The organism is Rhizobium sp. NPDC090275, from assembly GCF_044772225.1.
GTDB lineage: Bacteria > Pseudomonadota > Alphaproteobacteria > Rhizobiales > Rhizobiaceae > Rhizobium.
Genome location: NZ_JBIVYL010000005.1, coordinates 394509 through 414838, shown reverse-complemented (window position 1 = coordinate 414838; position 20330 = coordinate 394509). Strand labels below are relative to the sequence as shown.

The 20330-nt window shown below is 61.9% G+C and carries 20 protein-coding genes and 1 tRNA gene; 8 read left to right on the top strand and 13 right to left on the bottom strand.

Going from position 1 to position 20330, the window contains the following annotated elements:
* Positions 1-162: 162 nt before the first annotated feature.
* Entirely contained in the window at positions 163-582 is a 420-nt protein-coding gene (irrA, locus tag ACIQUB_RS15910) for an iron response transcriptional regulator IrrA (protein WP_026283115.1), read from the top strand.
* A 13-nt stretch (positions 583-595) separates the two neighbouring features.
* Here the strand turns inward: irrA and ACIQUB_RS15905 are convergent, their stop codons facing one another.
* Positions 596-1231 carry a trimeric intracellular cation channel family protein gene (locus ACIQUB_RS15905; RefSeq protein ID WP_113237434.1) on the bottom strand — a complete coding sequence of 212 codons (636 nt, stop codon included), beginning with the start codon at positions 1229-1231 and terminating at the stop codon, positions 596-598.
* 114 nt (positions 1232-1345) lie between these two features.
* On the opposite strand from ACIQUB_RS15905, the gene ACIQUB_RS15900 reads away from it, so the two are divergent.
* Positions 1346-1828 (top strand): hypothetical protein, encoded by a 483-nt coding sequence (locus ACIQUB_RS15900; RefSeq protein WP_113237435.1) that lies wholly within the window; start codon positions 1346-1348, stop codon positions 1826-1828.
* A gap of 16 nt (positions 1829-1844) precedes the next feature.
* Here ACIQUB_RS15900 and ACIQUB_RS15895 read toward each other — a convergent pair whose 3' ends face one another.
* Positions 1845-2630, bottom strand: a complete 786-nt coding sequence (locus ACIQUB_RS15895) for a YdcF family protein (protein ID WP_113237436.1) — start codon at positions 2628-2630, stop codon at positions 1845-1847.
* 70 nt (positions 2631-2700) lie between these two features.
* Complete coding sequence (locus ACIQUB_RS15890; protein WP_113237437.1) at positions 2701-3420, bottom strand: YoaK family protein; 720 nt, start codon at positions 3418-3420, stop codon at positions 2701-2703.
* A 192-nt stretch (positions 3421-3612) separates the two neighbouring features.
* Here ACIQUB_RS15890 and ACIQUB_RS15885 point away from each other — a divergent pair, with 192 nt between their 5' ends.
* On the top strand, positions 3613-4389 hold the full coding sequence (locus tag ACIQUB_RS15885; RefSeq protein WP_113237438.1) for a DUF3800 domain-containing protein: 777 nt from the start codon (positions 3613-3615) through the stop codon (positions 4387-4389).
* 265 nt (positions 4390-4654) lie between these two features.
* Here the strand turns inward: ACIQUB_RS15885 and ACIQUB_RS15880 are convergent.
* Positions 4655-4730: transfer RNA gene (locus ACIQUB_RS15880), tRNA-Ala, on the bottom strand.
* 153 nt (positions 4731-4883) lie between these two features.
* Positions 4884-5276, bottom strand: coding sequence for a TIGR02300 family protein (locus tag ACIQUB_RS15875; RefSeq protein WP_018899129.1), 393 nt, complete (start codon positions 5274-5276; stop codon positions 4884-4886).
* 258 nt (positions 5277-5534) lie between these two features.
* On the opposite strand from ACIQUB_RS15875, the gene ACIQUB_RS15870 reads away from it, so the two are divergent.
* From ACIQUB_RS15870 to rpsA, 3 genes are all read left to right on the top strand, one after another.
* Complete coding sequence (locus ACIQUB_RS15870; RefSeq protein ID WP_113237470.1) at positions 5535-6200, top strand: FMN-binding negative transcriptional regulator; 666 nt, start codon at positions 5535-5537, stop codon at positions 6198-6200.
* Between the two features lie 69 nt (positions 6201-6269).
* Positions 6270-6920, top strand: coding sequence for a (d)CMP kinase (gene cmk, locus ACIQUB_RS15865; RefSeq protein ID WP_113237439.1), 651 nt, complete (start codon positions 6270-6272; stop codon positions 6918-6920).
* Between the two features lie 169 nt (positions 6921-7089).
* Complete coding sequence (rpsA, locus tag ACIQUB_RS15860; protein ID WP_018899132.1) at positions 7090-8790, top strand: 30S ribosomal protein S1; 1701 nt, start codon at positions 7090-7092, stop codon at positions 8788-8790.
* A 105-nt stretch (positions 8791-8895) separates the two neighbouring features.
* On the opposite strand, the gene ACIQUB_RS15855 is transcribed toward rpsA, so the two are convergent.
* From ACIQUB_RS15855 to ACIQUB_RS15840, 4 genes are all read right to left on the bottom strand, one after another.
* Positions 8896-10515 carry a hypothetical protein gene (locus ACIQUB_RS15855; protein ID WP_113237440.1) on the bottom strand — a complete coding sequence of 540 codons (1620 nt, stop codon included), beginning with the start codon at positions 10513-10515 and terminating at the stop codon, positions 8896-8898.
* 230 nt (positions 10516-10745) lie between these two features.
* Entirely contained in the window at positions 10746-11372 is a 627-nt protein-coding gene (locus ACIQUB_RS15850; RefSeq protein ID WP_111563060.1) for a ribonuclease D, read from the bottom strand.
* A gap of 84 nt (positions 11373-11456) precedes the next feature.
* A complete protein-coding gene (locus ACIQUB_RS15845; protein ID WP_113237441.1) occupies positions 11457-11903 on the bottom strand; it encodes a PACE efflux transporter in 447 nt (148 codons plus the stop codon).
* 128 nt (positions 11904-12031) lie between these two features.
* Entirely contained in the window at positions 12032-12241 is a 210-nt protein-coding gene (locus ACIQUB_RS15840; protein WP_113237442.1) for a SlyX family protein, read from the bottom strand.
* 193 nt (positions 12242-12434) lie between these two features.
* Here ACIQUB_RS15840 and uxaC point away from each other — a divergent pair, with 193 nt between their 5' ends.
* Together uxaC and ACIQUB_RS15830 are read left to right on the top strand one after the other, a co-directional pair.
* Positions 12435-13850 carry a glucuronate isomerase gene (gene uxaC / locus ACIQUB_RS15835; RefSeq protein ID WP_113237443.1) on the top strand — a complete coding sequence of 472 codons (1416 nt, stop codon included), beginning with the start codon at positions 12435-12437 and terminating at the stop codon, positions 13848-13850.
* On the top strand, positions 13847-15301 hold the full coding sequence (locus ACIQUB_RS15830) for a mannitol dehydrogenase family protein (protein WP_113237444.1): 1455 nt from the start codon (positions 13847-13849) through the stop codon (positions 15299-15301). The genes uxaC and ACIQUB_RS15830 overlap by 4 nt, the downstream gene beginning before the upstream one ends.
* 17 nt (positions 15302-15318) lie before the next feature.
* Here ACIQUB_RS15830 and ACIQUB_RS15825 read toward each other — a convergent pair whose 3' ends face one another.
* The 4 genes from ACIQUB_RS15825 to ACIQUB_RS15810 form a co-directional block, all read right to left on the bottom strand.
* On the bottom strand, positions 15319-17769 hold the full coding sequence (locus ACIQUB_RS15825; RefSeq protein ID WP_113237445.1) for an FAD-dependent oxidoreductase: 2451 nt from the start codon (positions 17767-17769) through the stop codon (positions 15319-15321).
* Position 17770: 1 nt separating this feature from the next.
* On the bottom strand, positions 17771-18640 hold the full coding sequence (locus ACIQUB_RS15820) for a choline kinase family protein (RefSeq protein ID WP_113237446.1): 870 nt from the start codon (positions 18638-18640) through the stop codon (positions 17771-17773).
* A gap of 22 nt (positions 18641-18662) precedes the next feature.
* Positions 18663-19064: a hypothetical protein gene (locus tag ACIQUB_RS15815; RefSeq protein ID WP_162737470.1), complete on the bottom strand. Its 402-nt coding sequence runs from the start codon at positions 19062-19064 to the stop codon at positions 18663-18665.
* A 176-nt stretch (positions 19065-19240) separates the two neighbouring features.
* A complete protein-coding gene (locus tag ACIQUB_RS15810) occupies positions 19241-20320 on the bottom strand; it encodes a sn-glycerol-3-phosphate ABC transporter ATP-binding protein UgpC (protein WP_113237447.1) in 1080 nt (359 codons plus the stop codon).
* Between the last annotated feature and the right edge of the window lie 10 nt (positions 20321-20330).

Genomic DNA, 20330 nt, shown 5'->3' with positions numbered 1-20330 from the left:
AGGAAGGCCAAGCCCCCGGCCAGCACTAATTACGCGAAAAGCCCGATTTCGCGGCGCTTTGGCACCTGTTGTCCCCATTGAAACTATTGAAAGCCATTCGTGCAAAAGTTATATGGCTAAGGGAAACATGATTGCGAGACGCTAGATTAGCGGGAGTTGTTGATGGCGGCTGAAGCCCCTCTTACCATTGAAGCAAGGTTGCGGGGCGCTGGCCTCAGGCCGACGCGCCAGCGCGTCGCGCTCGGCGACCTGCTCTTTGCAAAGGGCGATCGCCATCTGACCGTCGAGGAACTGCACGAAGAGGCTGTTGTCGCCGGCGTGCCGGTATCGCTCGCCACCGTCTACAACACGCTGCATCAGTTCACGGAAGCCGGCATGATCCGCGTTCTCGCGGTCGAAAGCGCCAAGACCTATTTCGACACCAATGTCTCCGATCACCACCACTTCTTCGTGGAAGGCGACAACGACGTGCTCGATATTCCCGTCAGCAACCTCACCATCGACAATCTGCCGGAACCGCCTGAGGGCATGGAGATCGCCCATGTCGACGTGGTGATCCGCCTGCGCCCCAAGCGCTCCTGATCCAGATCGATTTTCACATCACATCGTCGGGATGCCGCCCGGGCTTTGCCTTGTATGTCGGAAACGTCCAGCCGTAGTAAAGCGCCCCTCCGCGCACCGCGAATGCCGCAAGCACGCCCGCGGCCGATGCAGCATAGAGCGGTAGCCCGAATTCATTGGCACCGGTGAAGATCGCCGCGCCGAAGAGTGCGGCGCTGATGTAGATTTCCGGCCTCAGCAACACCGAGGGCTCGTTGGCGACAAGATCGCGCAACACGCCGCCGAAGGTCGCCGTCAGCGTGCCGGTGACGATCGCGATGGTCGGCGAGCCGGTGGCGGCCAGCCCCTTGGCCGCACCCATGGCGCAATAGGCCGAAAGCCCGACCGCATCGAGCCAGATCAGCAGCCGGTAGCGCGATTCCACCATATGCGCGGTGAAGAACACCAAAACGCCGGCGGCACAGCACACCAGGATATAGGTGGGGTTCAACACCCAGAAGACCGGCACACGACCCAGGACGATGTCGCGCACCGTGCCGCCGCCGATGCCTGTGATGACCGCGAAGAACAGGAAACCGATCAGATCGAGCTGCTTGCGCGAGGCGGCGAGCGCACCCGTTGCCGCAAACAGGGCAACGCCGGCATAGTCGAGATAGACGAATGGCGACATCGCGTGCTCCAATGGCGATCTTTCCCTCGAATAATCATGGCCGCAAGGGCGGCGCAAGGCGGATCAGCCAAACTCACGAACCAATGCCGTCCTTATCCGACGAAAAGAGAACCTGTGAAAACGCTGCTGATCGCCTTGAACCTCGCTGCGGCCCTGGCCGTATCTTCCGCGGCTTACGCCCAGCAGTCGCTGCTTCCCGATCCGGAGATTTACGAGAAGGATCATTTCAAGCAGCAATGCACAGAGGTGGAGTTCTCCGACGGTTTCGTCACCCATCAGGACATCAACAATGACGGGCTGGTCGATGTTGTCGTCAACGAGGGCGAAATGACCTGCGACGGCACCAAGGGCCCGCAGTGCGACGAGGACGGCTGCGTCTACAATTTCTATCTGCAGGTCGCCGAGGGCGGCTATTTCATGATCGCCACCGCCAAGACCTATGGCTACGATTTCGTTCAGCGCTTCGGCAACAAGGTGCTGGCCATGAAGATGCATCCGCGCTTCTGCGACCGCCCAGACGGCGACCCAAAGACCGATCCCTGCGTCATCACCACCCGCGTGCGCGGCACCAAGTTCGTCACCATCTCCAAGAAGTAGCCGAGAAGAGCCCGGCTCAGCGCGGATAAAGCTCCGAGGTGCGCCCGGCGAAGTAATATCCGACAAGGCCGAACCATTCGCGGATCGCGGTCGCCATGTTCTGCGCGTTCCGGCTCGGCTGGGTGAAGTCGAGCCCCAGGCGCTCGTGGCCGTCTGTCCGGTAGTCCGTCGGCCACGGCGTCACGCCGATGCCGAGCTTGCGGAAGATCCCGACCGAGCGCGGCATGTGATAGCCGGATGTGATCAGCAGGCAGTTGGAAAGCCCCTGGCTTGCCAGCAGGTCCTTTGTGTTGACGGCGTTCTCGAACGTGGTCCGCGAAGTCGTCTCCTGGACCAGCCGCTCCTTCGCCACGCCGAACAGCGGGAAGAACCGCTCCGCCATGACCGCGTCGCCCTCGTAGACGCCAGACATCGACCCGTCGCCGCCCGAGACGAGAATGCGCGACTGCGGATACTTCTGCGCCAATCTCAGCGTCTCGATGAACCGGTCGCCGCCGGCATTCATCTCGATCCCGTGGCGCGATGTATTGACCTCGTTCTCGAAGCCGCCGCCGAGCACGATCATGCATGTGAGCTCAGCCGGATCCTGCGGTTTGGCGAAGCGATCCTCCAGTCCTTGCAGCAGATAATTGCCTGATGTCGTGTAGAGCGTGAGGAAGAGCACCAGCGTGGCGCAGGCGGTCGCGAGAAGGCTGATGATGCGAAAGCGGATCAGCCCCGCGATCAGCGCGACCAGAATAAGCAGGAAAGCCAGCGACAGGGGCTGGCCGAAAATCCAGACGAGCTTCGAGAAGACAAACACGCGGGGCCTCCGTTCCTGCTTCGGTTCTGGAACGACGTCTAGCTGATTCGCGCTGACGATGGTGCGACGATCACTTCGCGCGCTGGGCAGACGCGCGCGCGGCCGCCGACTGGTTGAACCGCCGCTGCAGCGGCTTCGGGATGAGAAGCGCGGCCAGCGCGATCAACATCGCGAACGCCGCGACCACCCACAGCGCCGACGCGCCCGCGACCTGCGTCAAAAGGGCACCCGCTATGGCGCCGAGCAGCATGCCGAGCCAGGGTACGATCTGGATCGTCCAGTCGAGCCGCCGGTCGCCGATCAGAAAGCGGCCGATGCCGCGCCCGAAACGCGACAACGCCCCGGTCACATAGGTGAGCCCGATCGGCAACCCCTCGATATGTTCCACTGCGGCGTTCACCATCCCCATGGAGGCGACGATCACGTAGAAGCGGGGCAACACAAGGCCGGGCTCGCTCATCAGCGACGCGCCCGCCAGCATCAGCCCGACGCAGCCGAGCACCACGAAAACTCGCCGTTCGGCGAAATGCGCAAGCACGATCCCGGCCGCGTTGCTGAGCACGAAGACGATGATCGCCGCAATCAGCACGGCCGCATGCCCGAAGTTCCCAGCCCCAAGCGAAAGCGCCGCCCGCGTCGTATTCCCGGTCATGAACGACACGAAGTCACCGCTCAAAACCAACCCCGTCGCATCCGTCATCCCCGCCAAAAACGAAATCGCCCCCGCAAGCGCAAGCCCGGTTGCGGTGCGGCGCGTGTGAATGATGCGGCGTCGTCTTTGTCGTGTCATGGGTGGGGTCCGGAACGCTGAAATGGTGCCGGAGACCGTGGAGCCTCGCGGCGTGAAAAGGGCTGTTTGAAAACTGTCCGCAGAGCATACGCCCGAGATGGCGAGGAAGGCAATTGCGCTAGGTTGTGTAGACTGCCATTCAGATCGGTGCAGTAGTAGAGCAGACACTCACGTTGATTCGAAGGTGCTGAATTGGAGTTTGGCGAATACATAGTATACGTCGACGAAAGCGGCGATCACAGCATGACGTCGATTGATGAGAATTATCCCATATTCTCGCTTGCGTTCTGCGTATTCAAGAAGACCGATTACGTGCGCATCGCCGTACCTGCGATGCAAGAATTCAAGTTCAGATGGTTCGGCCACGATACTGTCGTCATGCATGAGTCTGACATCGTCAAAAAGCGCGGCCCATTTCATTTCCTGCAGTATGACAGGCTAAGAGCGCGCTTCATGGAGGACTTGACGCAGATCATCGAGCAAATGCCGATGACGGTCATTGCGTCGGTTATCCGGAAGGAAAACTTGAAACGAAAATACGCCCGTCCGGACAACCCCTACCAACTCGGCCTCCTGTTTTGCATGGAAAAGACACACGCTTTCATCAAACACAACGGAGATCACGAACAGCAGTGCCATATCGTTTGCGAGTCGCGTAGTCCTAAGGAGAAGGCCGGGCAAGGCAAGGAAGACGCGGCATTGGAACTTGAGTTCCGCCGAATCGTAGCGGGAGATCATTACCTGCAAGGCGGACGCGAGGAATCGAAGATGCCATGTTTTGACATTGTATTTGCTTCGAAGCAGGCAAATTCCACCGGTTTACAGATCGCCGATCTCATCGCCCGCCCAATCGGCCTACGCATATTGAAAGGCGATCAGCCCAACAGAGCTTTTGATGTCATTCGGGAAAAACTTTGGAAGGGCCCTGCTGGCAAGAGTTTCTCATCAGGCTTGAAGGTATTCCCTTAAAAGCGAAAGGCCCCGGTAAACCGAGGCCACAACGCCGACCAGGAACGAACCCCAATCCATTTAGCCAAAACATAAACGGATTTTAGAAAAAGTCAAGTTTATTCAATGGGTTGACGGAAATTCGGCTAAGTGCATGTAAAGACTCGGCTATTGGAGCTTCTTGAATGCGTGCAATTCAGTCTGCCTATGATCGCGCGCTTTGACCGCAGCTTATAAGCTATCGGATCGGCCCGGTAATTCTATTCGCTAAACTGCTTGGGAAGTTTGGTGGAGCTAAGCGGGATCGAACCGCTGACCTCTTGCATGCCATGCAAGCGCTCTCCCAGCTGAGCTATAGCCCCATCAGGGTGGACCGGTTTGTGCCGGGCCTGGGATACTTCTCGAAGCGCTTGTCCTCGGGAAGTGGCGGCTTAATACGTGCGGTTTTCGCAGATGGCAAGCCTAAAAAAACGGCCCGGTGAATTTTTCTCGCCCGGGCCGATCCTTGTTCGAAATCAGACGTCTTCTTCGTCGCCGGTCACGCCGATGATGTCGCTCATGTCGTCATCGTCGTCGTCTTCGTCGGCTTCGAGGAAGGTATCGTCGTCGTCATCGCCTTCGATTTCGACGTCGTCGTCGCCCATGTCGGGGATATCGTCGCCGGATGCATCGCCGTCTGCGTCCTCGAGCGAGACCAGTTCGACTTCCGTGCTTTCGGTATCGACTTCGGCCACTTCTTCCTCTTCCTGCGCGGCTTCAGCGGCGGCCGCAGCCGAGCTTTCGACGAAGAAGGAGAGCGGGTAGGTCTTGCCCGTGTAAGGAGAAACGATCGGGTTCCGGTTCAGGTCGTAGAATTTCTTGCCGGTTTCCGGATCGGTACGCTTGGTTCCAAGTTCAGCTTTCGCCACTGTTGAGCCTCGTGATCGTGAGAATGGCCGAACCTGAGTTCGGCAAATGCCGTTGAAACCGGCGTTCTGTTCGGAATTTATAAGCCGGTCCCCATAATCGTTGCGGGCCGCCATGTCAAAGCCTAACTTCACGTGCCGCGACCGCAAGCGCCATGCGCCGCGCCGGATGACCGGGCCGATGCTTTGTGCTAGTGAGCCGCGAATACTCGATGGGCAACGCGACGCCGGCAGGTTCCGGCAGCAAGACGGATGGGCGAGATGTATCAGCCACCGCATTTCAGGGAAGACGATCTTGGCGTCCAGCACGCGCTGATCAGGGCGCATCCGCTCGGCCTTTTGATCACGACCGGCGCCTCCGGCCTGATGGCCAATTCCGTGCCCTTTCATCTCGATGCGGCGGCGTCCGAGAAGGGAACGCTTCGGCTGCATCTGGCCAAGGCCAATCCGCAGTGGCGCGATCTCGCGGATGGCGCCGAGCTGCTTGTCGTCTTCCAGGGTGCCGACAGCTATGTCACGCCCTCCTGGTACGAGACCAAGCGCGAGACCGGCAAGGTCGTGCCGACCTGGAACTACGCTGTCGTGCAGGTGCGCGGCACCGCCTGTGTCATCGACGACGCAGACTGGCTCTTGGCGCAGATCACCGCGCTGACCACGCAGCACGAGACACCGCGTGAAAAGCCTTGGGCCGTCAGCGATGCGCCGGAGGCTTATGTGAGGGCGCAGATGAAGGGCATCGTCGGCGTCGAGATCGAGATCACTGCCATCGAGGGCAAGTGGAAGGTCAGCCAGAACCGGCCGATCGCCGACCGCGAAGGGGTCGCGGCAGGTCTCGGCGAAACAGCGGGGCAGGACGAGATGACGGATCTCGTGCGCCGCTATGGCGGCTTGCCAGAAGCGGACGAAGAAGCCGGCAAAGAGAATTGAGACACCAGCCGAGCGAGATCGGCCGACAGCAATGGCCCTGAGAATATCGGGCGGGATAGAAAGACGAGCATGCCGACCAGTTCAGACCATTTTGTCATCGCCATCGATGGACCGGCTGCGGCCGGCAAGGGCACGTTGTCGCGCCGCATCGCCGAGACCTATGGCTTCCACCATCTCGACACCGGCCTGACCTACCGCGCCACCGCCAAGGCGCTGCTCGACGCCGGCCTGCCGCTTGATGACGAGCTTACGGCGGAAAAAATGGCCCGCGAGGTTGAACTCGCCGGCCTCGATCGCGATATCCTGTCGAAGCATGAGATCGGCGAAGCCGCCTCGAAGATCGCGGTGATGCCGTCGGTGCGCCGCGCGCTGGTCGAGGCGCAGCGCAAGTTTTCGCAGCGCACGCCGGGCACGGTGCTTGATGGGCGCGACATCGGTACGGTGGTCTGCCCGCAGGCACCGGTGAAGCTTTATGTGACGGCGTCGGCCGAAGTGCGCGCAAAGCGCCGTTTCGACGAGATCAAGGCCAAGGGGATCGCTGCCGATTTCGCGGCGATTTTCGAAGACGTCAAGCGACGCGACGAACGCGACATGGGACGGGCCGACAGCCCTTTGAAACCAGCCGAAGACGCGCACTTGCTTGATACGTCGGAAATGAGTATAGAAGCCGCGTTTCAAGCCGCGAAATCGGTCATCGATGCGGCCTTGAACCGAAACTAGGATTTGAGGCGTTCCGCCAGGCTTTGCCCGGAGTGCCTTGAACGACAGCCTGAAATTCCGTCCAAGCGCCGGATTGCCTTCGATGAGAGGGCGGACGGGGATCAGGCTCATTCAACACGAACCAACCGGCGCATACGTGTCCAAAAGATTCGGACACGCAGGAGATTTCATGTCAGTAGCTACTCCCTCTCGCGAAGATTTCGCGGCCCTTCTGGAAGAATCCTTTGCCAAGAACGATCTGGCTGAAGGCTATGTAACCAAGGGTATCGTAACGGCAATCGAGAAGGACTCCGCCGTTGTCGACGTTGGCCTCAAGGTCGAAGGTCGCATTCTGCTCAAGGAATTCGGCGCCAAGGCCAAGGACGGCACGCTCAAGGTCGGCGACGAAGTCGAAGTTTACGTTGAGCGCATCGAAAACGCTCTCGGCGAAGCTGTTCTGTCGCGCGAAAAGGCTCGCCGCGAAGAGAGCTGGGTCAAGCTCGAAGCCAAGTTCGAAGCTGGTGAGCGCGTTGAAGGCGTTATCTTCAACCAGGTCAAGGGCGGCTTCACGGTTGACCTCGACGGCGCGATTGCCTTCCTGCCGCGTTCGCAGGTCGACATCCGCCCGATCCGCGACGTTACCCCGCTGATGCACAACCCGCAGCCCTTCGAAATCCTCAAGATGGACAAGCGTCGCGGCAACATCGTCGTATCGCGTCGTACGGTTCTGGAAGAATCCCGTGCCGAGCAGCGTTCTGAAATCGTTCAGAACCTCGAAGAAGGCCAGGTTGTTGACGGCGTCGTCAAGAACATCACCGATTACGGTGCGTTCGTTGACCTCGGCGGCATCGACGGCCTGCTGCACGTCACCGACATGGCATGGCGCCGTGTGAACCATCCGTCGGAAATCCTGTCCATTGGCCAGCAGGTCAAGGTTCAGATCATCCGCATCAACCAGGAAACCCACCGCATCTCGCTCGGCATGAAGCAGCTCGAGTCAGATCCGTGGGATGGCATCCAGGCCAAGTATCCGGAAGGCAAGAAGATCTCCGGTACCGTCACGAACATCACCGACTACGGTGCGTTCGTCGAGCTGGAGCCGGGCATCGAAGGCCTGATCCATATCTCGGAAATGTCCTGGACCAAGAAGAACGTACACCCCGGCAAGATCCTGTCCACGAGCCAGGAAGTCGAAGTCGTCGTTCTCGAAGTCGATCCGTCCAAGCGTCGTATTTCGCTCGGCCTCAAGCAGACGCTGGAAAATCCGTGGGCGGCATTCGCTCGCAACCATCCGGCCGGCACTGAAGTCGAAGGCGAAGTCAAGAACAAGACCGAATTCGGCCTGTTCATCGGCCTCGACGGCGATGTTGACGGCATGGTGCACCTCTCTGACCTCGACTGGAACCGTCCGGGCGAACAGGTTATCGAAGAATACAACAAGGGCGATGTCGTTAAGGCTGTCGTTCTCGATGTAGACGTCGAAAAGGAGCGCATCTCGCTCGGCATCAAGCAGCTCGGCAAGGACTCGGTCGGCGAAGCTGCCGCTTCCGGCGACCTGCGCAAGAACGCTGTTGTTTCGGCTGAAGTCATCGCCGTCAACGACGGTGGCATCGAAGTGAAGCTCGTAGACCACGAAGACATCACCTCGTTCATCCGCCGCGCTGACCTCGCTCGCGATCGCGACGACCAGCGTCCGGAGCGCTTCTCGGTTGGCCAGACGGTTGACGCTCGCGTCACCAACTTCTCGAAGAAGGACCGCAAGGTCATGCTTTCGATCAAGGCTCTGGAAATCGCTGAAGAGAAGGAAGCCGTTGCTCAGTTCGGTTCGTCCGACTCTGGCGCTTCGCTCGGCGACATCCTCGGCGCGGCTCTGAAGAACCGCGGCGAATAATCGCCAGCCGTCAGGCTTGAAGAATAAAAGAACCCGCCGGAGCGATCCGGCGGGTTCTTTCGTTTTCGGGAATTGTTCGTGGCGTCCAACAGTCGCTTCGGTCGGCTATTCCCAGCCGACCATCCGCCGGTAGCGCGCATAGGCCTCGTCGCTTGCCGGCGCGATCGGCAGGCCGGGACCCGGCAGCATCAGGATAGGCCCGCCCGCCTCGTCGAGCATGGGTGCTGCGATCGCGGATTGTTGCGCGGCCATGAATGCGGCGTCGTCGCTGTCATTCTCGGCAGGGACCTGCTCCTCGAGCGTCTCCGCCTCGTCAGCACGATTCTGGTCGTCGCCGTCTTCGTTCTCGTCGTCCTGGTCGATATTGCCGTTGTGGTCCTCGCGGTTCATCTCGCGCGAACCGGCATCGTCGGTCTCGTCCTTGGCGAAGTCGTAGGGCTGCGGCGCATAGGGCACGCCCTCGATGACTTTCATCAGGACCGGCGCGTAGGTGGCGTCGATCATCTGTCGCGTTGCCGATGGCGTGTCGGTATCCGCCTGTGTCGGCTGCCGCGCGGCCGCTTGTGCCGCCACGGCCTCCAGCGGCGAGGGTGCTGCCTGCGCTATCATGGGCTTTGCCAGCCCGTTCGCCATCAGCATCTGCTCGGCGGGGCGCTTCAGATTATCGGGTATGTCGGCGATCAGCGTGTCGTCGAGCAGAACGTCGATATCGACCGCCGGCTCGACGTCCACCGCCTCAAGCAGCGTCTCGGTCGCCTGATCGCGGATGATGACCACGATCATGTCCGTCTCGTCCTTCGACAGAGAAGCCGGAATGCCGACCCAGTTCTTCGGGATGATCGGATCGGCCTTGGTGTCGCGCGTGGCTGTCGGCTCAGCCGCGACCTCGGTTGCTTCGGCTTCGGCCGGGGGAGCGGATACTTCCGCTGCGACAGGCGCCTCCGCCGCTTCGTCGGTCGAAAGCGCGGCGCTTGCGGCGGTCATCGCAGCCTTCGGCTCCGCACGTTCGGCGACGGGTGCCGTGGGTGCCTCGTCGGTCACCGCGACCTGCGCGGTCACGTCGCTTTCGTGGCCAGTGGTCCCAGCTGCCGCCGCCGACGTCGGCGCATTCCTGGCTCCAGCGCTCGCGGTCGCCGCAGTCGCGGCGCGAGGTGCTGATGTGACCGTATCGCGATGCAGGCTGATCTCCGGACGCTGTTCCGGGCGCGCCGGCGAACCGTCGTTCTGGCTGTAGGATTTGAGAACGGCGCGCGTCGCGAGATCGCGATCCCTCGTGCCGATGGTTTCGAGATAGGCGGCGATGCGCGTCGCGGCGGGGCCGGCCGGGTTCTGCAGCGCTTCGGCAAGCAGCCGCAGCGGGATGGCGTGGCCCTGGGCGGCCAACTGGCGCTCGATCACTTCGATCTTGGCGGCCGGCAGTTTCTGGATCGCATCCGCCAGCCGCGATGCGAAAACGAGGTCCGGCTCGTTATCGTCGCGCGGCTGCGAAAGCGCCTCTCCGGTGGCGGTCAGCACATTGAGCAGCGCCTCGACCATGCGGGCGCGAACGGCAAGCAGCAGGATATTGAGCTTGGCGGTGGCGCCGGATGTCAGGTCCGGGCTCTCGACCTGGTTGACCGGCGCAACCGCGGTGACGCTGCGCACGATGTCGCTGGCGCTCAGCGCCGAGGTGGAGCCCTGCGAGGGAAAGCTTGAGCTTGACGCTGCACGAACCGGAGACAACATGGCATGCTTCCTCTTTCGTAAAATGCGCTGAAGCAGGTTACAGGAGAGCCGCGTTCATCGGGCTGTTTTGCATTCTCCGGCGGTTTCGCGTGCCTGGAGGACGCTGCATCGCGCCACGGAATGCTCAGAAGTTAATGAGCATCCTAGTGATTCACCGTTAACGAAGCACTAATCATTCGGTGCGTGGCGGCACACTTGGGCTTTGCGTGGTGAGAAGCTGGCAAGCAATCTCAGCTGTGCGCGAAAATATCCGTCTCGTCCCAGCCGAGCAGGTCGAGCTTGGCGCGGGTGGGAAGGAAGGCGAAGCAGGCGGTCGCATGCTCGAACCGCCCGTCGCGAATGAGGCGGTGGGTCAGCTTGTCGCGCAGCGCATGCAGATAGAGCACATCGGACGCCGCATATTCGAGTTGTGCCTGCGACAGCGTCTCCGCACCCCAGTCGGAGGATTGCTGGGTCTTGGAGATATCGACCTCGAGCATCTCCTTGAGATTGTCCTTCAGCCCGTGCCGGTCCGTATAGGTGCGGCAGAGGCGGGAGGCGATCTTGGTGCAGAACACCGGCGTCGTCGTCACGCCGAAAGCATTGAAGAGCACGGCGATATCGAAGCGACCGTAATGGAAGATCTTCTCATGCGTTGGGTCCGATAGAAGCGCCACGAGGTTTGGCGCCTCCGTCTGGCCGGCCGCGATACGGATCACGTCGGCCGAACCATCGCCCGGCGAAAGCTGGACGACGCAGAGCCGGTCGCGGCGCGGTACGAGGCCGAGCGTCTCTGTATCGATCGCGATCGCGCCGGTATAGCGGGCTGCATCGGCGGCGGAAATGTCGCCTTCGTGGTAACGGATCGTCGCGGCCATGCTGTCGTCTTTCGCTGAGTAACAATGTTCTGGCGCTATATAGACCCGAAAGCGGCGATCGCAAACCACGCCATTTGGCGCGGATCAGCCGCGCACGGCATCCGGCGCCTTCGCCTGCCAGTCCGGCAGCGGGAAGATGCGGTCATAGGCCAGATTGAAGACGAAGGCATAGACCAGATAAAAGAGCGCGAAGGACACATCCATCATGAAGGCCTGCAGTAGGCTGACGCCGAGATACCAGGCAATCAGCGGCAGGAGCGCCATCAGCAGGCCGCCCTCGAACAGCACGGCATGCAGAATGCGAACGCCAAGGCTCTTCTTCGTGCCGCCCGTCAGGCGCTGCATCACATGGTCGAAGCCGAGATTGTAGAGATAGTTCCACGCCGTCGCCACCGTGGCGCTGGCAACGCCGACGACGCCGATATCGGCGATCGGCATGCCGAAGGCAAACGCGCCGAGCGGCGTGATGATGGCAAGACCAATGAGTTCAAAGCTGATGGCGTGGCGGATACGGTCGGAGACGGATCTCATGAAATGCCCCTATGGGAATATGCCGGGTCGTCCCGAGTTTAAGCCCATACGGCGGAGGTCGTCCTCACAAGCCCTTATATAAGGATCGGGACATCGAAGCGCAAGGCTGTGAGGAAAGGCCGGGACGATCAGTAGTGCGGCGGCCTTGTGATCGCCGGCGCTTCCAGCGCTTGTTCCTCGAGCGAAAGGAAGCGCTCGGTCAGCCGGTCCAGCTTGGCGCGCGTCTGCTCGACCACCTTCCACTGTTCCATCAGCTGGTCGGACAGTTCCTCGATCGTCTTTGCCTGGTGGGCGACGGTTTCCTCGAGTTGGGTGATACGATCGGTCTGATCAGACATCGGGCTCTCCTTGCCGCGACCAGCCAGATGAACCGGTCATGTGATTGCGCTCTCCAAAGCGGAAATAGGCCGCAAGGTCAATCGTTTCGAGAGGTGCTGCCGCCGATTCACAAAGTGAACCGTTTGGTTACTAAAAGCCCTTGCCGCATCTTTTTTTGTGCGCTAGGCCGGTAGGCACCAGGGAGGAATACAGATGGATATCGGCAATGGATTTCTGCATCCGGACCGGCTCTTTCCGGCCGATCCGGCAACGCGCAGCATAGCGCGCGAGCTTTACGAGAGCGTCAGCGGGCTCCCGATCGTCAGCCCGCACGGGCACACCGAACCCTCCTGGTTCGCCGAGGACAAGCCCTTCGAGGACGCTGCCTCGCTGCTCGTCATCCCCGATCATTATCTCTTCCGCATGCTGCACAGCGTCGGCGTCAAGCTCGACGATCTCGGCGTTCCCCGCCTCGACGGCAAGCCCGTTTCGTCCGGCCGCGACATCTGGCGCACCTTCGCCGCGCACTACCATCTCTTCCGCGGCACGCCGTCCAGCCTCTGGGTCGATCACGCCATGTCGGCGGTACTCGGCTGCGAGGAGCCGCTGACATCAGGGAATGCCGACGCGCTCTACGATCACATCAATGCGCAGCTGGCGCTTCCGGAGTTCCGCCCCCGCGCGCTCCACAAGCGCTTCGGCATCGAGACGATCGCCACCACCGAGGGCGCGCTCGACCAACTGCCGCACCACCAGAAGATGGCCGAGGACGGCTGGATCGGCCGTGTGCGCACCACCTATCGCCCCGATAGTGTCACCGATCCCGATGCCGTCGGCTTCCGCGAAAATCTCGCGAAGCTCGGCGAGCTCACCGGTTGCGACGTCGCGAGCTGGGATGGATTGATCGACGCCCACCGCAAGCGCCGCGCCTATTTCCGCCAGTTCGGCGCCACCGCGACCGACCACGGTGTCCCCACCGCCTTCACCGCCGATCTGCCGCATTCCGACAAGCAGCGGCTGCTCGACCGGGCGCACAAGGGTACGCTCGAAGAAGGCGAGGCCGAACTCTTCCGTGGCCAGATGCTGACCGAGATGGCCGGGCTTTCGGCGGAAGACGGCATGGTCATGCAGATCCACGCCGGATCGCGCCGCAACACCGACCGCGAACTCTTCCAGACGCGCGGACCGAACATGGGCGCCGATATCCCGACACCGACCGACTGGGTTGGCGGGCTCTCGGCGCTTCTCGCGAAATACGGCCATGCGCCGGGCCTGCGTGTCCTGCTCTTCACGCTGGATGAAACCACCTACGCCCGCGAACTGGCGCCGATGGCCGGCCACTGGCCGTGCCTGATGATTGGGCCGCCCTGGTGGTTCCACGACAGCCCGGCCGGTATCCGCCGCTATCTCGACCAGGTGGTGGAAACCGCAGGCTTCGCCAACATGGCCGGTTTCAACGACGATACCCGCGCGCTGCTCTCCATCCCCGCCCGCCATGATGTCTGGCGCCGCGAAGTCTGCGGCTTCCTCGCGACGCTGGCGGCCGAGCACCGGATATCGCGCCAGGATGCGGCAATCGCCGCCGCCGATCTCTCCTACGGCAACGCCAAGAAGGCCTACAAGCTGTGACCGAACGACTGACGCGCCTCACCGGCCTCGCACATACAGCCAAGCTTCCCGCCTTCAACCGCGATGTGCTGAAGCCGGGCATCCTGCATCTCGGCCCCGGCGCCTTCTTCCGCGCCCACTTCGCGCCCTATACGGATGCGGCGCTGGCGCTTGGCGGCGGCGATTGGGGGATCGAGGTGGCAAGCCTGCGCACCGCCGATGTCGCCGATCATCTGAACGAGCAGAACGGCCTCTACACCATGCTGGTGCGCGACACCGAAGGCACTGTCGCCCATGTCATGGGCCCGATCCTGAAAGCCCATGTCGCGACCCGCGATCCTGATGAGTTGCTGGCGCGGCTCGAAGACCCCGTCATCCGCATCGTCAGCCTGACGGTGACGGAAAAGGCCTACGGCTTCGATGCCGCCACCGGCGGTCTCGATCTCAAGCATGCGGATATCGCAGCAGACCTTCAAAACCGCCACGCGCCCCGCGGCGTCATCGGCTATCTCGTCGAGGGCCTCGCCCGCCGCCGCGCCAAGGGCGTAGCACCATTCACCCCTCTCAGCTGCGACAACCTTCCAAGCAACGGCGCTGTATTGAAGCGCCTTGTGCTCGATTTCGCCGGCCGTGTCGATCCCGAGCTTAAGACCTGGATCGAGGCCAATGTCCCATTCCCCTCGACCATGGTCGACCGGATCACGCCCGCCAGCACCGAGGCCACCTATCGCGATGCCGAAACGCTCATCGGCCGCGTCGATCTTGTCGCGATCGAGACCGAACCCTTTACGCAGTGGGTCATCGAGGACCGCTTCGCCAATGGCCGCCCGCAATGGGAAAAGGCCGGCGCGCTGATGGTCGAGGATGTCTCGGCCTATGAGAAGATGAAGCTGCGCATGCTGAACGGCGCGCATTCGCTGCTCGCCTACCTCGGTTATATCGGCGGCTATGAATTCATCCGCGACGTGATGGACGATACCGGCTTAGCCGCCCTCGCGCGCCGCCACATGAACGCCGCTGCCGCCACGCTCGATCCGGTTCCCGGCATCGATCTGGAAGCCTATGCCGACGAATTGACAGCCCGCTTTGCAAACAAGGCGATCGCCCACCGCACCTACCAGATCGCCATGGACGGCACCCAGAAGCTGCCGCAGCGCCTGCTGGAGCCGGCCACGGAAGCGCTGGCCGATGGCAGCAAGGCTGAAACCTACGCCATCGCCGTCGCCGCCTGGATGCGCTACGCGCTCGGCATCGACCGCAACGGCAAGGCCTACGAACTCCGCGACCCCCGCGCCGCCGAGATCGCCGCGCTGCTGGCCGACATCCCCCGCAACGGCGGCGCCGTGGCCGCCGCGCTGTTCACGCTCCCCGGGCTGTTTCCGGCCGCGCTCACTGAAAACCTCGCCTGGACCGAGGATGTGGCCAACAAGCTCGACATCCTGATCCAGGACAACAAGCTGCCACTGTTCTGATTGAGCGGGTGGGGGCTCTAAGCCTTCACCCGTGCCATCTCGGGATCGTAGAGCGGCGTCAGCGACACCTTGCACGGCACCCGCACCCGTGCGACGTCGAGCTCATACCGGCCCGACAACACGAATTCCTCGCTCACGCCCTCGGCGTTGCGCACATAGCCGTAGCCGATCGCCTTGCCCACTGTGTAGCCGAAGCCACCCGAGGAGAGCCAGCCGACGCGCTTCCCATCGCGGTAGATCGTCTCGCGGCCGAGCAGTACCACGTCGGGATCGTCAGGCACGAAGCAGGCGAGCATTTTCTTGACGCCCTCGGCCAGCTGCCGCTCGATCGCCTCGCGGCCGCGAAACGGGGTGGTCTTCTTGGTCTTCACCGCCCAGCCGAGCCCGGCTTCGATTGGCGTATGATCCGGCCCGATATCCGAGCCCCAGGCGCGATAGCCCTTCTCCAGTCGGCAGCTTTCGATCGCCCGGTAGCCGGCATTGACGAGATGCAGCGGCGCACCCGCCGCCATCAGCGCGTCGTAGACGGTCGTGGCGTATTCGATCGGCACATGCAACTCATAGCCGAGTTCGCCGACATAGGTGATGCGCAGCGCGCGCACCGGGCAGCCGGCGATGCCGATCGTCTTGACACGGCCAAACGGGAAGGCGGCGTTGGAGATGTCGCTGCCTGTGACCTTCTCCAGCACCGCGCGCGCATTCGGCCCCATCAGCGCCAGCACGGAATAGGCCGAGGTCACATCGACCAGTTCGGCATGCAGATCGTCGGGAATATTGCGGGCTATCCAGTCGAAGTCGTGGGTCGCGAAGCCCGTGCCGGTTACGATGTAATACTCGTCCTCGGCGATGCGGGCGCAGGTGAGATCGCACTCGATGCCGCCCTTGTCGTTCAGCATCTGCGTGTAGACGAGCGAGCCCACCGGCTTGGCGACGTCGTTGGCGGCGATCCAGGAAAGGGCCCTCTCTGCGTCGCGGCCCTTCAGCGTGAATTTGGCAAACGAGGTCTGGTCGAAGATCACCGCCGCCTCGCGCACCGCCCTGTGCTCGCGGCCCACCGCCTCGAACCAGTTCTGCCGCTCGTAGCTGTAGACGTCCTTCGGCTCCTCGTTGGCGAAGAGATCGGCGAACCAGTTCGGTCGCTCCCAGCCGAGCTTCTCGCCGAAGCATGCGCCTTGCGCCTTTAGCCGGTCGTAGAGCGGCGATTTGCGGCAGGGCCGGCCGCTTGAATATTCCTCGAAAGGGAAAGCCAGCGTGTAGTGCTTGCCATAGGCTTCCAGCGTGCGGGTGCGCACCCAGTCGGTGTCGAAATGAGGGCGGCCGAAGCGGCGGATATCGACCGGCCAGAGATCGTAAGGCGGCTCGCCCTTGGAGACCCACTCCGCCAGCGCCATCCCAGCGCCGCCGGCCGATGCGATGCCGAAGGCGTTGAAGCCGGCGCCGACGAAGAAGTTCTTGAGCTCCGGCGCTTCGCCGAGAATGAAGTTACCATCAGGCGTAAAGCTCTCCGGCCCGTTCAACAGCTGCTTGACGCCGACATTTTCGAGCGCGGGCACGCGGCCGAGCGCCTGCTCCATGATCTGCTCGAAATGGTCGAAATTGCTGTCGAGCAGCGTGTAGTGGAAGCCATTGGGAATGCCCGACGTCGCCCAGGGGATCGGGTTCGGCTCGTAGCCGCCCATCACGATGCCGCCCACCTCTTCCTTGTAATAGGTCAGCCGGTCGGGATCGCGCAGCGTCGGCAGGTTGGAAGGCACGCCGAAGGATTCGGTGATGATGTACTGGTGCTCGACCGAGACCAGCGGCACGTTGACGCCGAAACGCGCCGCGAAATTCCGCGTCCATTGCCCGGCGCAGACGACGACGCGCTCGCATTCGATGCGGCCGTGCTCGGTGATGACGGCGCGGATGCGGCCCTTGTCGATCTCGAGATCGATCACCTCGGTATCCTCGAAGATCGAGACGCCCGCCATGCGCGCGCCCTTGGCGAGCGCCTGCGTGATGTCGGAGGGATTGGCCTGGCCGTCGGTTGGGAGATAAGCGGCGCCGATCAGGTCGTCGATTGTCATCAGCGGCCAGAGCTCGAAGGCTTCCTGCGGCGTTAGAAGCTGCATGTCGAGCCCGAAGGATTGCGCCGTGGTCGCCTGCCGCTTCACCTCGGTCCAGCGTTCCTCGTTGCAGGCAAGCCGCAGGCCGCCATTCATCTTCCAGCCGGTGCCGAGCCCGGTCTCGGCCTCCAGCCGCTTGTAGAGATCGACGGAATAGCCCAGCAGCTGGGTGATATTGGCGCTGGTCCTGAGCTGGCCGACGAGGCCGGCGGCATGGAAGGTCGTGCCCGAGGTCAGCTTCTTGCGTTCCAAGAGCACGGTATCGGTCAAGCCGAGCTTGCCGAGGTGATAGGCCGTCGAGCAGCCGATGATGCCACCGCCGATGACGACAACCTTGGCGGTCCTGGGCAATTCCTTCGTCATGTCATTGATCCTGTTCGGCATAGGCGCGCTCGAAGCGGGCACGGTTTTCGGCGGTGTAGGCGGCGTAGTCGAAGTCGATGGTCGAATGGATTTCCGACACCATGCTCCACAGCATCTCGCGCAAGAGAGAGGCGCATTTCATCGCCTGGTAGCGTCGCCAGAGATCCGGCGTCAGCGGCGCCTGGTAATAGGCCTCCAGCATTGTCCGCTCCGCATTCTCGGAAAACTCGTTGTTGGAGGCGAGCCCGCCGAGATCGAAGAGCGGCGTATTGAAGCCGGCATAATCCCAGTCGATCAGCCAGAGCCGTTTGCCGTCGTCGAGAAAATTGGCGGCCAGCATGTCGTTATGGCCGAAGGCGATCTCGAAAGGCCCAGCTGCCTGCTCCAGCCGCTCCGCCTTGACTAGAAGATCGGAAAATAGCGGGCTATAAGTGCTGCCGGCTGCATCGAGCGTTGCGATATAGTCGCGCACCACGTGAAACACCCAGAAGATCGTGGCGGTGCCGCGAAATTCGCGTGCGATATCGTGGTGGCAGGCGCGCACCAGCGGGATCACGCGCTCCAGCGTCCCGGCGTCGCGCAGATCCTCGGGCGTCAGCGCTTTTGACTCGATATAGTCGAGCACCAGCACGCCCGGCGCGTGGTGGATCACAGCAGGCGAGAGCCCTGCCGCATGCGCCGCCTTGCTCGCCGCCAGTTCGTTCGATCGGCTGATGTGATGAACGGGGATATTGTCGCCCAGCCGTACGACCCGCTTCAGCGCGCCGTCGCGGACCAGATAGTTGCGGTTGGTGATGCCTCCCGTGATCGCCGAGATATCGATCGGACCATTCCATATGCCAAGCGCATGTATACGGTCTTCAGGCGTCACGCTGTCCCCCTCGCGGCCTATCCTATGACGAGACTAGCGACCCGTCATCACCTACCCAGATGATAGCAGGGATACTGTAAAAATAGACTGTTAAATCAGGGTCATTTTCATCATGCACATGGACAGGCCACTGAGCGGAAAGCGAGGCTACAATCTCCTCTGGGCTTGCGTGCCAATGCGCTTCGTTGTCTTGTATTGTCAATTTCGGATGCGGGTTTGCTGGCGATACATAACAATCAGCTTCCGGAGCAATAAACTTGATCTCTCCGGTGCTTAGCAATTGTCGTATCACGTCAAAGAAAGCCCGCTGTTTCTCCTGTAGCGAAAGCGAAGGACCGTGAGGACTAATCGCGCTGAAAAGAGTGTAGGCCGATAGGCCAAACACGTTCCGAACAATTTCGGCGATTTGATCTGCATTCCTCATGGATTGTCTTCTTCCAGTACCTTTCTCTCGCGACCATATGAGATGCCAGCTGGCATGTCATTGTCCATCTTGGCACGCTTTGTCCAGATGAAGTCAATGGCCCAGGAAGTGAACTTGTGTCCAGTGGTGATGGCAGCCAGAGCGGGCCGTGCTGTCAAGCGGGGTAAATGGCCGGGCTAGATCGTCGAGCCCGCGCCGTCGAAGACATGACAGCGCGCCGGGTCGAAATAGGCGGTGACGTTGGCGCCGCGTTCCACCTTCTGTTGCCCGTCGAGCGCGATCGTCAGCTGCTGCTTGTCGGGCGTCGTCGTGTAGAGCATCGTCGCGCCGCCGAGGTTTTCCAGAAGGTCGATGTTGACGGACGAGAGTGCGATGCCGCCCTTGTCGATCAGTGACAGATGCTCCGGACGGATGCCGAAGGTCACGCTTTCTCCTGCCTGCGCCGAGACGGGGCGCGGCAGCCGCACGCTGTTTCCGCAGACGTTGATTGTCGTCTCGTTGCCGCCGACGCTTTCGATCTTGCCCTGCAGGAAGTTCATCTTCGGGCTGCCGATGAAGCCGGCCACGAAGCGGTTGGCGGGGTTGTTGTAGAGGTCGAGCGGCGCGCCCACCTGCTCGATGCGGCCGGAGTTCAGCACCACGATCTTGTCGGCCATGGTCATGGCTTCCACCTGGTCGTGGGTGACGTAGATCATCGTATTCCCCAGGCTGCGGTGCAGCCGCGAAATCTCGACGCGCATCTGGACGCGCAGTTCGGCGTCGAGGTTGGAGAGCGGCTCGTCGAACAGGAAGATGCGCGGCTCGCGCACGATGGCGCGACCGATCGCGACGCGCTGCCGCTGTCCGCCCGAAAGGGCCTTCGGCTTGCGCTGCAACAGCTTCTCGATCTGCAGGATTTGAGCGGCGCGCTGCACCTTCGGCTCGATGTCGGCCTTCTTGTAGCCGGCTGTCTCCAGCCCGAAGGCGAGGTTCTTGTAGACGGACATATGCGGATAAAGCGCGTAGGACTGGAACACCATGGCAATCCCACGCTTGGCCGGCGCCACCTCGTTCATCCGCTCGTTGTCGAGCATCAGGGCGCCGCCGGAGATTTCCTCCAGCCCGGCGATCATCCTGAGCAGCGTGGACTTGCCGCAGCCGGACGGGCCGACGAAGACGACGAATTCGCCTGGATCGATCGCGAGATCGATGCCGTGGATGACGTCAAGCGCGCCATAGCGTTTCTCGACCTTCTGAAGAACGACGCTTGTTGCCATCTCTTGGTTT

Bases quoted from the DNA above. Each gene is read 5' to 3' on its own strand.
- ACIQUB_RS15810 (WP_113237447.1), bottom strand. From the start codon at position 20,320: ATGGCAACAAGCGTCGTTCTTCAGAAGGTCGAGAAACGCTATGGCGCG.
- cmk (WP_113237439.1), top strand. From the start codon at position 6,270: ATGCCGACCAGTTCAGACCATTTTGTCATCGCCATCGATGGACCGGCT.
- ACIQUB_RS15890 (WP_113237437.1), bottom strand. From the start codon at position 3,420: ATGACACGACAAAGACGACGCCGCATCATTCACACGCGCCGCACCGCA.
- uxaC (WP_113237443.1), top strand. From the start codon at position 12,435: ATGGATATCGGCAATGGATTTCTGCATCCGGACCGGCTCTTTCCGGCC.
- ACIQUB_RS15840 (WP_113237442.1), bottom strand. From the start codon at position 12,241: ATGTCTGATCAGACCGATCGTATCACCCAACTCGAGGAAACCGTCGCC.
- ACIQUB_RS15845 (WP_113237441.1), bottom strand. From the start codon at position 11,903: ATGAGATCCGTCTCCGACCGTATCCGCCACGCCATCAGCTTTGAACTC.
- ACIQUB_RS15825 (WP_113237445.1), bottom strand. From the start codon at position 17,769: ATGACGAAGGAATTGCCCAGGACCGCCAAGGTTGTCGTCATCGGCGGT.
- ACIQUB_RS15870 (WP_113237470.1), top strand. From the start codon at position 5,535: ATGTATCAGCCACCGCATTTCAGGGAAGACGATCTTGGCGTCCAGCAC.
- rpsA (WP_018899132.1), top strand. From the start codon at position 7,090: ATGTCAGTAGCTACTCCCTCTCGCGAAGATTTCGCGGCCCTTCTGGAA.
- ACIQUB_RS15855 (WP_113237440.1), bottom strand. From the start codon at position 10,515: ATGTTGTCTCCGGTTCGTGCAGCGTCAAGCTCAAGCTTTCCCTCGCAG.
- irrA (WP_026283115.1), top strand. From the start codon at position 163: ATGGCGGCTGAAGCCCCTCTTACCATTGAAGCAAGGTTGCGGGGCGCT.
- ACIQUB_RS15850 (WP_111563060.1), bottom strand. From the start codon at position 11,372: ATGGCCGCGACGATCCGTTACCACGAAGGCGACATTTCCGCCGCCGAT.
- ACIQUB_RS15815 (WP_162737470.1), bottom strand. From the start codon at position 19,064: ATGAGGAATGCAGATCAAATCGCCGAAATTGTTCGGAACGTGTTTGGC.
- ACIQUB_RS15905 (WP_113237434.1), bottom strand. From the start codon at position 1,231: ATGTCGCCATTCGTCTATCTCGACTATGCCGGCGTTGCCCTGTTTGCG.